Source organism: Lysinibacillus zambalensis (genome assembly GCF_040183165.1).
GTDB lineage: Bacteria > Bacillota > Bacilli > Bacillales_A > Planococcaceae > Lysinibacillus > Lysinibacillus zambalensis.
Genome location: NZ_JBEGDG010000034.1, coordinates 22,672 through 35,187, shown reverse-complemented (window position 1 = coordinate 35,187; position 12,516 = coordinate 22,672). Strand labels below are relative to the sequence as shown.

General features: G+C 34.5%; 17 protein-coding genes. 8 read left to right on the top strand and 9 right to left on the bottom strand.

Annotated features, from left to right (window positions below; genetic code table 11):
* Positions 1–98: 98 nt before the first annotated feature.
* Positions 99–299 (bottom strand): hypothetical protein, encoded by a 201-nt coding sequence (locus ABNX05_RS24440; RefSeq protein WP_349662078.1) that lies wholly within the window; start codon positions 297–299, stop codon positions 99–101.
* A gap of 187 nt (positions 300–486) precedes the next feature.
* On the opposite strand from ABNX05_RS24440, the gene ABNX05_RS24435 reads away from it, so the two are divergent.
* Positions 487–729, top strand: a complete 243-nt coding sequence (locus tag ABNX05_RS24435; RefSeq protein ID WP_349662077.1) for a hypothetical protein — start codon at positions 487–489, stop codon at positions 727–729.
* 605 nt (positions 730–1,334) lie between these two features.
* On the opposite strand, the gene ABNX05_RS24430 is transcribed toward ABNX05_RS24435, so the two are convergent.
* Positions 1,335–1,952 (bottom strand): hypothetical protein, encoded by a 618-nt coding sequence (locus ABNX05_RS24430; RefSeq protein WP_349662076.1) that lies wholly within the window; start codon positions 1,950–1,952, stop codon positions 1,335–1,337.
* A 916-nt stretch (positions 1,953–2,868) separates the two neighbouring features.
* On the opposite strand from ABNX05_RS24430, the gene ABNX05_RS24425 reads away from it, so the two are divergent.
* A complete protein-coding gene (locus tag ABNX05_RS24425) occupies positions 2,869–3,582 on the top strand; it encodes a DUF2278 family protein (protein WP_349662075.1) in 714 nt (237 codons plus the stop codon).
* A 610-nt stretch (positions 3,583–4,192) separates the two neighbouring features.
* Positions 4,193–4,912 carry a peptidoglycan recognition protein family protein gene (locus tag ABNX05_RS24420; protein WP_349662074.1) on the top strand — a complete coding sequence of 240 codons (720 nt, stop codon included), beginning with the start codon at positions 4,193–4,195 and terminating at the stop codon, positions 4,910–4,912.
* A 42-nt stretch (positions 4,913–4,954) separates the two neighbouring features.
* Here the strand turns inward: ABNX05_RS24420 and ABNX05_RS24415 are convergent, their stop codons facing one another.
* Positions 4,955–5,212 (bottom strand): hypothetical protein, encoded by a 258-nt coding sequence (locus ABNX05_RS24415; protein WP_349662073.1) that lies wholly within the window; start codon positions 5,210–5,212, stop codon positions 4,955–4,957.
* A gap of 430 nt (positions 5,213–5,642) precedes the next feature.
* On the opposite strand from ABNX05_RS24415, the gene ABNX05_RS24410 reads away from it, so the two are divergent.
* Complete coding sequence (locus ABNX05_RS24410; protein WP_349662072.1) at positions 5,643–5,948, top strand: hypothetical protein; 306 nt, start codon at positions 5,643–5,645, stop codon at positions 5,946–5,948.
* Positions 5,949–6,031: 83 nt separating this feature from the next.
* Here ABNX05_RS24410 and ABNX05_RS24405 read toward each other — a convergent pair whose 3' ends face one another.
* From ABNX05_RS24405 to ABNX05_RS24395, 3 genes are all read right to left on the bottom strand, one after another.
* Positions 6,032–7,021 carry a C45 family autoproteolytic acyltransferase/hydrolase gene (locus ABNX05_RS24405; protein WP_349662071.1) on the bottom strand — a complete coding sequence of 330 codons (990 nt, stop codon included), beginning with the start codon at positions 7,019–7,021 and terminating at the stop codon, positions 6,032–6,034.
* A gap of 141 nt (positions 7,022–7,162) precedes the next feature.
* Positions 7,163–7,402: a DNA-binding protein gene (locus ABNX05_RS24400; protein ID WP_349662070.1), complete on the bottom strand. Its 240-nt coding sequence runs from the start codon at positions 7,400–7,402 to the stop codon at positions 7,163–7,165.
* 115 nt (positions 7,403–7,517) lie between these two features.
* Positions 7,518–8,528, bottom strand: a complete 1,011-nt coding sequence (locus ABNX05_RS24395) for a hypothetical protein (RefSeq protein ID WP_349662069.1) — start codon at positions 8,526–8,528, stop codon at positions 7,518–7,520.
* A 284-nt stretch (positions 8,529–8,812) separates the two neighbouring features.
* Between ABNX05_RS24395 and ABNX05_RS24390 the strand changes: the two genes are divergently transcribed.
* Positions 8,813–8,941, top strand: coding sequence for a hypothetical protein (locus ABNX05_RS24390; protein WP_349662068.1), 129 nt, complete (start codon positions 8,813–8,815; stop codon positions 8,939–8,941).
* Between the two features lie 105 nt (positions 8,942–9,046).
* Here ABNX05_RS24390 and ABNX05_RS24385 read toward each other — a convergent pair whose 3' ends face one another.
* The 3 genes from ABNX05_RS24385 to ABNX05_RS24375 all read right to left on the bottom strand — a co-directional run bounded on the left by ABNX05_RS24385 (position 9,047) and on the right by ABNX05_RS24375 (position 10,073).
* Complete coding sequence (locus ABNX05_RS24385) at positions 9,047–9,283, bottom strand: IS3 family transposase (RefSeq protein WP_432760171.1); 237 nt, start codon at positions 9,281–9,283, stop codon at positions 9,047–9,049.
* A 7-nt stretch (positions 9,284–9,290) separates the two neighbouring features.
* Positions 9,291–9,656, bottom strand: coding sequence for a helix-turn-helix domain-containing protein (locus tag ABNX05_RS26465; protein ID WP_432760170.1), 366 nt, complete (start codon positions 9,654–9,656; stop codon positions 9,291–9,293).
* Positions 9,657–9,755: 99 nt separating this feature from the next.
* Positions 9,756–10,073, bottom strand: a complete 318-nt coding sequence (locus tag ABNX05_RS24375) for a hypothetical protein (RefSeq protein ID WP_349662067.1) — start codon at positions 10,071–10,073, stop codon at positions 9,756–9,758.
* Between the two features lie 435 nt (positions 10,074–10,508).
* On the opposite strand from ABNX05_RS24375, the gene ABNX05_RS24370 reads away from it, so the two are divergent.
* The 3 genes from ABNX05_RS24370 (at position 10,509) to ABNX05_RS24360 (ending at position 12,456) form a co-directional block, all read left to right on the top strand.
* On the top strand, positions 10,509–10,940 hold the full coding sequence (locus tag ABNX05_RS24370) for a BrxA/BrxB family bacilliredoxin (protein ID WP_079560990.1): 432 nt from the start codon (positions 10,509–10,511) through the stop codon (positions 10,938–10,940).
* A complete protein-coding gene (locus tag ABNX05_RS24365; protein WP_349662066.1) occupies positions 10,928–11,731 on the top strand; it encodes a class I SAM-dependent methyltransferase in 804 nt (267 codons plus the stop codon). The genes ABNX05_RS24370 and ABNX05_RS24365 overlap by 13 nt, the downstream gene beginning before the upstream one ends.
* Before the next feature lie 194 nt (positions 11,732–11,925).
* On the top strand, positions 11,926–12,456 hold the full coding sequence (locus ABNX05_RS24360) for a hypothetical protein (RefSeq protein WP_349662065.1): 531 nt from the start codon (positions 11,926–11,928) through the stop codon (positions 12,454–12,456).
* Positions 12,457–12,516 lie beyond the last annotated feature (60 nt).

Below are 12,516 nucleotides of genomic sequence, written 5' to 3'. Positions count from 1 at the left end.
TTATGAAAAAATTTAAAGCCGATGAAATTTTACTGATCGTAAAATTTCATCGGCTTTTTAGTTTAGAGATGGGTTTTATCCCAGCCTCCTGAACAAAACTATATGGAACTAGTGAACTTATGGGGTTTTTCAGCTTTAATTGAGGCTACTTCACCGCACTTTTGACACAGAGTAAAAATAAGTGCAGAACCATTAGAAAAAAATTTGTCAACTGGTCTTAAAGCAGCATAGCCATCAAGTTTACCTTCAGAAAATGAATCATTACCACAAGCTTTACAAATCAATTTGTTGTTGTCCATAGTACCACCTCGATATGTAATATGTGTAAATTATAACATAAAAAAGGATGATGTTTTATAGACAGCCAGCTAGGGAAAAATGCGGAACAGAATATTTTCTTAATCAATTATCTTTGGCGGTAATAGCATTTTGTGAAACTTATTTAAACTCAAGCCGTAGTATTAATAAAGAAAGGAGGGGGGCGGCTTGAAAAAATACCTATTATTCACATTGTTTTTTGCGGTAGCATTTTTAGTATTGCAAGTATTATCAGGGATGCTACTAACAATGTTTTATACGCCCAACAACCAATGGGTAGAGGCTTCGGCTTTACCATCGCAAGTGATGTTTGGAAAAACTAGTTCAATCGCGCCACTTGTACTATCTTTAATCGCTTTGGTTATTGCTTTTGGTAGTGTTAAGCTAATGAAAAATAAGGCTGTTCACTAATAAAAGGGGAGGGGTTCTTTTTCCCCTTTATGAGCGAAATATTGCAAAATTATAACATTAGGTATATTTCAAATAGCTTTTAAGAGTAAGCCTTTTACACATCTGTGAAGGGTTTTTTCTGACTGCCGAAATGAACGAAACTAAATTCTTCAGTATTAATTGCATATGTATCAACGAAATTACACCAAACAAAATAGATTTATTTACGAGGGAGATGCTTGAATAAAAGCATCGCTATAGAATTTATTACCATAACAGTTTGCTATTTCTTTTTATACTTTTTACTATCCCATGCCCAATTTGCAAAAGCATAAAAGAGTACAAACAATAACGCAAAGAAAAAATTTTCATGTAAAAACCAATTTCCATTTCTGAAATAATCCCAAATCGTTCTAAATGAAAATATTATTAAAAAACAAATGATATATATGTATTTTCTTTCAAACGGCATTTAAATCACCTCTGTATACATCATATGTAAATATTAACATAAAAAAATACTGAGCGTTTTTCCATAGACATGAAAATCGAAAAGATGGAACAATAATGGCCACTCAAATAAGAGTGACCTTCTTTTGTTATATCCCTAGTACTCGCTTGTACTGTTAAATTTTATTCCAGATGACCATGAATTGTGCTGCTTCCGATTCAAGTGCAATTAGATGATCTTCAGTAGAAGGTTCTTCTGAAATTAATCGTCCTTTTTGCACGTTTAAAATTGCCGGTTTTATAGTAGGTGAATGCTCAATGGTGAATTCTGATTGGTTTAATAATGTCAAAGATGAACGGCATTTATTTTTATCAATTCGTTCGTCCTTTCCTTTGAAATATAACTTGATTAAGTGTGGAACACCATCAATCTTTAATCCAAGTTCTGGTGATGAGCGTACAGTTAAATATTCGCTATACCAATTGGATTTGCCTGGTTCAAACCATTCAATTTCTTTATTTTTAATAAATTTTAAATGAGCTTTCACTGCTTCTAGGTAATTTTTTTGTTTTGTTTGAGAAGCCTTTTCAGCAAGATCAAGCAAGTAATCGTTACTAAATTTTTTCTCGTGAAATTTTCGGATACCATCCCGTAAAGGTTTCCAGTAATCAAAAGCAGGATTGTATTCATCTTGATATTTTATTTGTCTAACCATTGAGGTTTTACCAGTAACGCCTTTGAAAGTAAAATCTGTAAATTGTGTAAGACCGATAGATACTTTTTTGGAAGTCATTCATAACAGCTCCTTTTACAAATTAAACGTCAAACCACTGTTTTCACAACAATTCAAAGCCATTTATCAAAATGAAGAAAGCCTAAAATACGCATCTGTTTTAATATATTTGGACAGAAAAAGGGGCGTAGCTACATGCTATATCGCTAAACACCGAACACGTAGCAGCAGTCAAGATGCTATGGAATGGAGATTTTATATGGTGGATTTCATGAAAATAATTGATCATAGAAGATTATAGTAGCGATTGAAAGAGTATATGACAGGATTCGTAGTTTAGAAGCATGTTAGTTAGAAAATTGATGACATGGGAGTGTATAGGTCATTAATGGCCTGCAACAGTAAAAGGTGACGGAACGAGTGATCGTTTATGAGTGATATAAGTGATGGATCCAGTGGGTGGCCGAGAGTGTAGGTTAACCATTATAAAATTGGTGTACTAAAATATTTCATGCAGTCAATAAAAAAAGCTGCCTAACAGTTACCTGTTAAACAGCACATGGATATTGTAAATATAAAACAAATAACAGGAAAAATCAACAAATTTTTTGGTTTTTTTTTCTTCTGCTAATTGATTTAGCAAAGCTTGACTGAAAATGAATATTTTCACCAGTAAAAAAGTCAGCCGCTGCTTCAACAATGCATAGCAGTCAACGATCTCAAGAACAATGCAAGCAACAAAGTGGGATGTGGACGTCGAAATTTGACGTGAATAAATGATTGAAGTTCCATTTTTAGGAATGATAAAATAAGTGATATAGAGAGAATGAAACAAATGAGTTTAGTAACGTAACCATAAAAATGTCTGAATAGACTAGGTTGTTCCATACAGTCACTATCTTTTATTTTGAAAAAAATAACCAGAAACTAAGTGAGCTAAGATTGGGAAAAATCTATTAAATTGGAGGTTAGTTCTATGCCATTATTCAAGTACGGAGTGTTAAAAGGTAAAGTTGTTGATGTGAGACCTGTGGATTCATTTGACAAAACCCCTCATTACCAAGTGCATGTTCGGGCAACGAAGAAGGACAAAAACGAGGAGAATTATAGGATTGCAATCAATGTCGCTTCAAAGGTAAAGCCATCAGAAGTCCTGTATTTTGTGAGTGAAGATTTTAACTCGAGTCAAATTACCATTATCCCTAATTTCGAAGAAGGATTTACAGAAGTTACTAGTGAAAATCATGAAATTGCATTAGACTATATTCGAGGTGGCTTATTTGATCCGTCAAAAATGATACCTCTCCCTGCATCAGAAAATGGACCAGACAATGACTTAAATGAGAAAGTTAATAAATATATACAAGAGGCTCTGACTAAAAAAGCTACCGTTTACGCTTACGGTGAAAAGTTTAAAACTGAAGATAAAGTAGATAAATATTTCGGCTTTTCTCCAGGCAGAGGCATTCATGATATTCATATGAATCAAGGGAATAGTAGGGATTTTAGGAAAGACGATGGGATATGGCAAGATGGTGGTGTCCTTATTCATTTTGAGGAGGAAAACAGATGGATTGGTATATTCCTTGCTTTCCAATCTCAGTCTTGGTGTACAGATGACAATGGACATGCTACGAAGCCAGTTAGTGTATGTAACCATACTAATAGAAAATCAGCGATAGAAATTTAATACGAAGAACACGATAGATTGCCCGGAAACTCAATTAAATTTTGAGCCTGGGCTTTTTATATGTGCACAACATGTTTAAATTAATAATTATATTTTTAATGTTATTTGACAAAGATCGAATGGAAAGAGGCTATTCCTTTTCTACACGTTACGCCAAATGCTCATACTTTTTATATACCATACGAAAAGAAGTAAACGCAGCATAAGCTAGCGTTATTTTTTATGCCTTCCACAGATAATTGTGGAGGGATTTTATATTGCAAATAATAAAATAAAGTATGAGTTATGTGAGTGATTGAATGATTACAACTTTTTTTAGAATCGGGTAGTTCAAAGTTAATAGATATATTTTAGCGTTAATTTTTGAGTGTCAGTATAATGTATTAAAAAGATAAAGTTTGTTTTCTGAATATTTTGTAAATTAACGTTAGTTGTACTTGTTTATGCAATTCCTGTAGCACCTCTGTTACCAGAACCGCTAGGGATTCGCGCATTGTATAGATTGTTTTTTTGGATTCTGAATCATTTTAAATTGACTAATGATGATAAATGTATAGATCCATTTGTTGATTTTTCAAAGGCATAATCCAACGAGAGGAGAAATGAGAAAATGACTTATATTATAGAAAAACGCTTAATGTCCGCATTGCCGAACATAGCTTTAACTGCAGTTAAATATGTTATTGCTCATGAATCTGGCAATCCGAATAATAATGGACCGAATGCTTTGGAAAATGAAATAGCTTTTATGAATCAAAATAAAGCCAATGCTTTTACTTCACACTGGGTAGGTGGTGGTGGACGGATCGTGCAAGTCGCACCAGTTAATCGCGTGCAATATGGCTGTGGTCCTAAAGGTAATCCGCTTAGCTATGCACAAGTAGAGTTGGCTCGAACAAATGACAAGGAACAATTTAAAAAGGATTACGCTGCTTATATTTGGTTACTAAGAGAACTTGCAAAAGATGCAGGTTTACCTATTGTACTTGATAGTAGTGGCAATGGTATTAAGTCGCATCGTTGGGTCACAGATACTTTAGGTGGTACAACGCATAGAGATCCATTTCCGTATTTACAAACTATGGGAATCACAGATGAACAATTCAAACTAGATATTAAAAATGGTTTGGATCAACAACAACCAGATAAGGATGATGACATAATGCAATTTACAAACGCAACTACAAAAGCAGCAGTTCGTGATTATATTAAGCAATCTGTAGATAAAAAGCTAATTGATAAGTCATGGTTAGATAAATTTGACCAAGGAACTTTGACAGGTGGCGATTTTGAAGGACTAAAGATCATCATTAAACAGCGTGGTGGCTAACAGCAATGCCCAGGTACTCAATTAATTTTGAGCCTGGGCTTTTTAAAAAAGGAAATAGACATAATCGTCTATTTCCTGTTCCATAGCTTTTAATTTTGCTTTATGTTTAGCTTTTGGAATCGAGTGAAACTGCTCGTATCGACACATTCTACATGAGCAATGAATTTTTCCTTTACTCAAACTGCCGCGCACAGGCATGTATTCACTTTCTCTTAACATAACGTCTTTTAAAATGGTCCATTTCTTTCGAATAATTCGCTCTCTCTGATGGCGAATATAAGCTTTTGAACGATTTTTCATACATATCAGCTCCCTTGAGAAACCCAAGCTTGCATAGAGGTCAAGGGATGTAACGGCACTCCCTACAAGCTTGGTAGGTAGCTGATATATTGGATTAATTGATTCATAGGTTCATTCCTTTTTAAGAAAAAGCCGCAACGTTTTCACACGCTACAGCTTCGAATTGGTTATGCCCTTTGATGGTGTTCACGACATTATTATATCACAATACAGAAGGGAAACCTATGTTGAAGGGGCAAAAAAAGGTAACGAAAGAAAATTTATTGCAATGGACCTCTCTATTTACTTCCGTTTTAAGGAAATAACCTGTTTGGGGCAATAAAAATAACACTGGCTTATGCTACGTTTACTATGAAATAGATGGTCAAAAACTTGTTAAAGGTAATTCTCTCTTTTTGTCGAATTGAGTAGATGAAAGGAGAGGATTCCTGTGCAAGAAGTAAAAAGCAGTCAAGAAACCATCATTGCAGAAATCAGAGCGTACCAAGAATTTATCGATGAATGGGAACAAGAATTATTGAAGGTACAAGCTGATTTGGATAAAGGCAAAGAAAGAGTTTTGCTATTAAATGAATTAAAACAACGTGTTACACCTGGCTCAAGAACTGAAACCGTAAAGGCAAATATCGATATAGTTGTGGATGAAGTAGTAGAGCTTACTAAAAAAGAATCTCACTTAAGTGGGAATATTAAAACTTATCAAGAGTTTATAAATGAATTAAATAAAATGCTTTAATATCAAGCCTTCCACAGATAATTGTGGAAGGCTTTTTTATGTAAAAGGAGTTTACAATAGGGAAGGCATGAATTCATTCTTCATTAGACATCTTTTAACACAGCATCTATTAATCGTCGATCTGGTTTATATTTTGCTCTGTTTGGCTGACCTTCTGCTCTACGTATATCTAAAGTATTTAAGTTACCTATAACAGAGAAAAGAGTACCAAATTGTTGTTCTTTAAGATTTAAACAAACATGACCCTTGGTTTCCGACATAATGGATTGTGCAATGGTAAGATCCATACTATTTACATTGTGTTTAAGACGGGTATCTAATGTTTCAAAACGCTCTTTTGATTTGCTCCAATTCCAACTTTCTGTTAATGAGGTACTTTCGTGATGATTTGTACAATGAATGTAATTATTAATAGGAAGGCGTACTTGATAACTATTAGGAGTAACTTCTACAACTGCCATATTCCCAAGAGGATCTGCTAACAAATAGTTATTAGCCACTGAACTCGGGAATCTTTTTAACACGTCTATTCCTTCATCTACCGTACGACAATTTTCTAAAATATATTTAACAGCAAAATAAAAATTCAGTCCAGGTTTAATTTCATCATGAGGAACGGATGAAATCCCTACAAATAAACCGTGTTCGTTTATCCCATCAACTTTTCCAATAAAGCAATCTGATTGTCCGAGGTATTTATTTTTATCATCAAAACAAACAAGTGAGGACTCTGTAATATTTTTAAGATTAAAGAGCATATCGTAATTTCGGCCAATAAACATTTCTTTTCCGTTATAGGCGGAAAAAATACTACATTGACCTGCCAATTCGAATACACCAATACTTAAGAGGAACGAGCTTACTTCTTCAAATGAAGAATGACAACCTTTAGCAAAACCTTGTATTTCTTTTACAATATGGGGATCAAAATCTGTAAGAATTTGTTTACACGACTCCCCATATTTTAATTTTTCTTCCATTACTTTCGGAAACCTAAAACCATTTTTATAAAGAATTTCAGCATAATGCTTTCCTGCCTCATAAGAATTTCCTTTTAATCTCGGATGATACATCGTAGTTCCCTCCATTTATTATATGTATGTAAAAAGAATAAACTCTCCAGTAGGGGGAGAGTGTACCCTATAATTATTAAATAACTCTAAACACAAAGGCCCAGGCGCTCATGAAAATTTGAGTACCTGGGTCTTTTATGTTTATTGGTCATACGGTCTGTATTTTTTACGAAGTGATTCAAGCTCATCTTTTTTCTCTATTAGTATGCTTTTTAAAAACATTTTAGGTTGATCTTTAGCTGTCTTTAACTTTCCGTCTTTTACTAATTGCCCCAATCGAACTTTTGATATTTCCAACAGCTCAGCTGCTTCGGTTGCAGATAACAATTCTTCATTTAGAAATTCAAGAAGTTCTTCAGTTGATCCAAATGTGTATTCCATTTATTCACCTAGATTCTGTACAACGCAATTAATACATATTCTAATCTAAGCATTTTATCTAAGTAGATTAGATATAACTTTATTGAGAAGGAGGGGTTAACCTCCTGTAAGTGACTTATTTTTTATTTACTGGTACAACTACTGTTACTTTTTCTCCAATAAATCTGTTATCTTTTGAAGTACTATCAAATACAAATTTTAATTCTTTGACACCTTCTAAACCTTCTTCACCTAAATCAAAAATAACCTCACCTTTTTGAATTACTTTACCAATAAATTCAGATTCAAAAGAGGAAATCATTACATTTGAATCAATTTGACGTTTTGTATCAGTGATCATTTTAGTTGTGCTTGGATGGAAATCAACAGTATCGTCAGATAAATTTTCTCCTGTAATAGAGAGGATAAGTACATTTGTTTCAGCAGCTGTTTCAATTAATTCAGGACTTTGTGCAACTAGTTTAGCTGTTTTCATTTCATCAATTGAAAATTCTACATCAGCACTTTTATATTTTTCATTTGGGCCTTCATATAAATCAGTGATTGTATATGTACCTGCAAAATCATTTTTCACTACATCACCAACATTCGCTTCTGTTAAATTATCAGCTTTATTCGCTTTACTTTCTTCTTTGATTTCAATGGAAGTAGAACCGGTTACAGCTGTATCAAGTGAAGCTGCATACTTAGCAAATTCATTATCTTCCATATCGCCATTCATTTGTAATAAAAACAGTCCACTTTGGTGAGTGTGAGAATAAAACAAAGGACCTGAATTTCCTAGTTCATCATAATAACTCTTTGCCTTTTTTAGATTTTCTTCATTATCGAATAAAAATAATCGACCACCTGAATCATCACCAAGTGAAGGAATTAAAACTCGTTTGCCTTCTTTTCGGATGTTTCCAAATTCATCTTTTGGTAATTCTGAAACTTCACCTAGTTCTAGACCATCTTTTTTAAAATGTTCCAATACGTCATCAACTGTTTTGGCTAGAACTTTTTGTGGTTCTTCAGCTTTAGTACCATTTTCTTTTTGCGTTTCTTCCTTAGCTTTGTCTTCTCCACAACCAGCCAATCCTAAACTTAATACTAATGCTGCACTAAAAATTAATTTTTTCTTCATATATAAATACCTCCCTCGATATTACCATTCTAGGTAATATTGAGGTGAAAGTACATAAAAAAGACAAAATGGATAGTTATCTTAGAATATACGGCTGTATGCGTGCCTTCACTTGAAAGAAGTGAGAGCCATTTTTATTCTTACATTAGTGCACGTTCAATTTACATGTGTTTCTATAAATAAGGGAAATTCTCCTTTTTCCAGATAAGTATTGAACAGAGGCTTGTGACATTCGTGAAATTGGTACATATACATTATGGAAAACATTTGGGTACCATTTCTATTTGGATTCAAAGGACGTAGCGACATTACAAAATTTATTTAATCATTCAACACCAGAAACAACATTGATCTATATAGATATTAATCAAGCTGCATTGGATAAAGCAATGGATAACTTTAAACCAAATTAGGCTGAAATAGCTAACTAATTTTCTTTCAGTTGTAAAACGTACGTTATAAGATATAAAACTGAACTGCCCCCCGTCAAGTAGACAGCGGAAATAATAAAAAATGTATTAAGCGGCTTGAGCCCTAAATTCTAAAGGACTCAAGCCGTTTAATCGTTTCTGGTAGCGATAATGATTATAAAAATGAATATAGTCATCAATCGCTTGTTTTAACTCTCCATATGAATCGTACTTATGTAAATAATACTTCTCACACTTCAGCGTGCCCCAAAATGATTCAATTGGTCCGTTATCAATACATCGACCTACACGCGACATACTTTGTGTCATATTGGCTGTGTCCACAATTCGCTTAAATTCCTTCGATGTATAATTGAAAACCCCGGTCACTATGTATTAGTGGCTGTTCGCCTGATTGTAATAATTGAATGGCTGATTTTATTGTATTCTCATATTTCGCCAACACCTCCATCTGTGAATAGTTCCGTTGAATGTAGTCTTCTACAGCCGCTAATTTTAACTCTTTAGAATAGAATTTACATGAAGTAGCTTCTTGTAATCCTTCACGTCCACCTGCCTCATATTTCATTTTCCATCTATGAAAAGTTTGATGGTCTAATGAAAACCTTTCACACAATTCATTGATAGAATAGTGACCTTCTTCGAACAATTGAAGGATATGTAGTTTTAACTCGAGTGGATGTTTGCTTCGCCCCATAAAAAATACTCCCCTTAGATAAACAGATTTTATTTTTTAATCTGTCTACTTAATAGGGAGCATATCAAAGTGACGTCTTGGTCATTTTCAAAATTATGATTAAAATTTCACATAACTTGCTTCATCTCTGTCTTGGTCATAATATTTAAATCGCTGTATACCATGCTTTTCCTGAAAATATTTCTTTACATTTTCTAAATCTTCTCCAAAAACAGGGTAAGGGTTAGAACCAAAAGAAATTTCATCTTGTGATTCTTTATATATTCTTGCATAAAAAATTTCCTCACAGAAGCGAATTTCAATATTGAAACCTCTATAAATATTATCATATATTCCGTCTTCATTTAGCCCGACTTTGTCTTCAAATGGAATAAATTCAATTTTATAAGTTCTCTCATTTGTATTTAGTGTTTCCATGTTACATTAACTCCTTAATAAATTTATGTATATATTTCATTTTAATGGAATCTTTTTGTTAAGTACATAATATTTCCGAAATATAAACGTTCGCAAAAAAAATATAGTTATACATAACGACTATTACAACCTGTGGGATAACATAAATGAGTATTTTAGTGACTTGACCTAGAAATAATTAAAAACAGAAAACTTTAATTAATACCTATAAATTAGTACCTGCTAAATTGTTAGTACAGATTAAAATCTATTTTTTAGCTGTGAAACGAGCATCGATCAAATGAACCTCTGTTACACAAAAAAGTCACCAAAATCACGAAAAAGTCACATTTCTCCCGAAAACCCATGAAATCAGGCAAAAGGCAAGTCTTTGTACATTCGAGTAAAACCTTGCTATAATAACCTTTGCGAATACATATGAAAGAGGGTAAAAGCATGAACGCTTACGATGAATATATGAAACAGGTAGTGAAGCCAATGCGCGAGGAGTTAGTGGAGGCTGGATTTACGGAGCTTACGACGGCTGATGCGGTAAATGAATTTATGGCGGAGGCGAAAGGGACTTCGTTGGTTGTGATTAACTCGGTTTGTGGATGTGCGGCTGGGTTGGCGCGTCCGGCTGCTCGTGAGGCAGTGGAGGCGGTTAAGCCGGATCATCTTGTGACTGTATTTGCTGGGCAGGATCCTGAAGCGACTGTTGCGATGCGTGGCTTTTTTGAGGATGTGCCACCAAGTTCACCTTCGATGGCGATTTTAAAGGATGGGGAATTGGCATACTTTATTCCACGTGAACAAATTGAAGGGTTCCCTGTGGAGCAAATTGTTACACATTTAACAGGTGTTTTAGAGCAAACATGCGAGAAGTAAAGACTATTGTTACGACAGCGGGCAGACCAGACGATTTATCGTTGGCGCTCGCTGCTTTTGCGTGTGAACAATTAGATGCTCCGCTTGAGCCAAGAAAAAAGCGTTCTGTTCGGAAAATTTCACAGGAATTGCATGCAAATGTAATCGTTGCTGGGAAAAATCGTTTTGAGTATTATGCTTTTGGTGCAGAGGAACCGTTTTTCTTCCATCCGAATTCAGCAGCTTTTCGCTTAAAGCGTGTTGCTCGTGGGGAAGTGGAGCCGTTTTTAGAAGCGGCGCAGCTTGAAAAAGGAAATTCAGTGCTCGATTGTACATTGGGACTAGCGGCTGATGCTATGCTGGCGGCTTATACAGTTGGCGAGGTGGGACAAGTTGTTGGGCTCGAAGCGAATCCGAATGTTGCTTTTATTGTTGAGCAAGGGATGAAATCCTACGATACGACTGAGCTGCCATTAACTGCATGTATGCGCCATATAGAAGTGGTGCAGGCTGAGGCGGTTAGTTATTTGAAAACATTGCCCGACAATACGTTTGATGTCGTCTATATGGATCCGATGTTTGAAGAAATTATTGAAGAAGCCAATAATTTTGAAGCACTACGCATAGCAGGGGAACATGTAACATTAACGGATGAATGGGTAAGAGAAGCGTATCGCGTGGCGAGAAAACGGGTAGTGTTAAAGGCTCATTTCCGCTCAGAATGGTTTGCTAAATATCATTTTCAACAATTAACAAGAATGACTGCGAAGTTTCATTATGGTGTTTTAGTTGTTGATGGAAGTAAATATTGAGTGTTTTTAAGAGGTTTGTTCATTTTTGTGAACGGGCCTCTATTTTTATCTAAAATTCAAAATATGGTAATATATAGTGGAATCAGATTATGTATTTTTGTGGTTGGCAAGTATAAGGATTGCGAAAATATAGTAGAGGTATAAAGAATTTACGAATCTTTATGTGTTGAAAATAAAATTTAAGGGGGATATGTATGAATCAAATTGAGGCGGAAATCGAGCTATTTTTGAAAAATCCATTAGCGGAAGAAGAAAACTTTTGGGATAGCGAAGCATTAGTATGGGTGGATTGGAAAGATTTTGACGAATCTATAGCGGAATATTTTAATGAATACTTACTTGAAGAAGACAAAATAAATGTTGAACTAGTTGAAATTGATAAGCCAAGGTGTGTTGATATTTTCTTAATAAAAGATGAAGTGAAGAAAGCAATCCCGTATGAAGAAGAAAGAACGGATAGGGACACAACTTTGAAAGCTGTGCAGGACTTTATTGCTCCGAAATATCAAATCCGCTGGTACATGGATTCACTTGGCGGAGATACGTTGGCTTTTTGTGTGCTCCCAACTGAAAAGTGGTTGCGGTTAGAGAAAGATTATGGGGAAGAAAAAGTTACCTATTATTTTGCACCTCTATCAAATGACTCGATTATGTTTGAAATGGATATAGATGAAATGTCGGATTTGCTGGAAAAAAGAATGCAGAATGGAAATAAGGAAAGGTGATTTATACATGACAGCAGATAAAATTCCTCGTTAAGCTCGTGGTCCTCCATGGCCAATTAT

Excerpts from the sequence above, each read along its gene's own strand:
- ABNX05_RS24430 (WP_349662076.1), bottom strand. The coding sequence starts at position 1,952 with ATGACTTCCAAAAAAGTATCTATCGGTCTTACACAATTTACAGATTTT.
- ABNX05_RS24375 (WP_349662067.1), bottom strand. The coding sequence starts at position 10,073 with ATGGAAACACTAAATACAAATGAGAGAACTTATAAAATTGAATTTATT.
- ABNX05_RS24405 (WP_349662071.1), bottom strand. The coding sequence starts at position 7,021 with ATGTATCATCCGAGATTAAAAGGAAATTCTTATGAGGCAGGAAAGCAT.
- ABNX05_RS24425 (WP_349662075.1), top strand. The coding sequence starts at position 2,869 with ATGCCATTATTCAAGTACGGAGTGTTAAAAGGTAAAGTTGTTGATGTG.
- ABNX05_RS24365 (WP_349662066.1), top strand. The coding sequence starts at position 10,928 with ATGCGAGAAGTAAAGACTATTGTTACGACAGCGGGCAGACCAGACGAT.
- ABNX05_RS24415 (WP_349662073.1), bottom strand. The coding sequence starts at position 5,212 with ATGAAAAATCGTTCAAAAGCTTATATTCGCCATCAGAGAGAGCGAATT.
- ABNX05_RS26465 (WP_432760170.1), bottom strand. The coding sequence starts at position 9,656 with ATGGGGCGAAGCAAACATCCACTCGAGTTAAAACTACATATCCTTCAA.
- ABNX05_RS24440 (WP_349662078.1), bottom strand. The coding sequence starts at position 299 with ATGGACAACAACAAATTGATTTGTAAAGCTTGTGGTAATGATTCATTT.
- ABNX05_RS24360 (WP_349662065.1), top strand. The coding sequence starts at position 11,926 with ATGAATCAAATTGAGGCGGAAATCGAGCTATTTTTGAAAAATCCATTA.
- ABNX05_RS24420 (WP_349662074.1), top strand. The coding sequence starts at position 4,193 with ATGACTTATATTATAGAAAAACGCTTAATGTCCGCATTGCCGAACATA.
- ABNX05_RS24370 (WP_079560990.1), top strand. The coding sequence starts at position 10,509 with ATGAACGCTTACGATGAATATATGAAACAGGTAGTGAAGCCAATGCGC.
- ABNX05_RS24395 (WP_349662069.1), bottom strand. The coding sequence starts at position 8,528 with ATGAAGAAAAAATTAATTTTTAGTGCAGCATTAGTATTAAGTTTAGGA.
- ABNX05_RS24400 (WP_349662070.1), bottom strand. The coding sequence starts at position 7,402 with ATGGAATACACATTTGGATCAACTGAAGAACTTCTTGAATTTCTAAAT.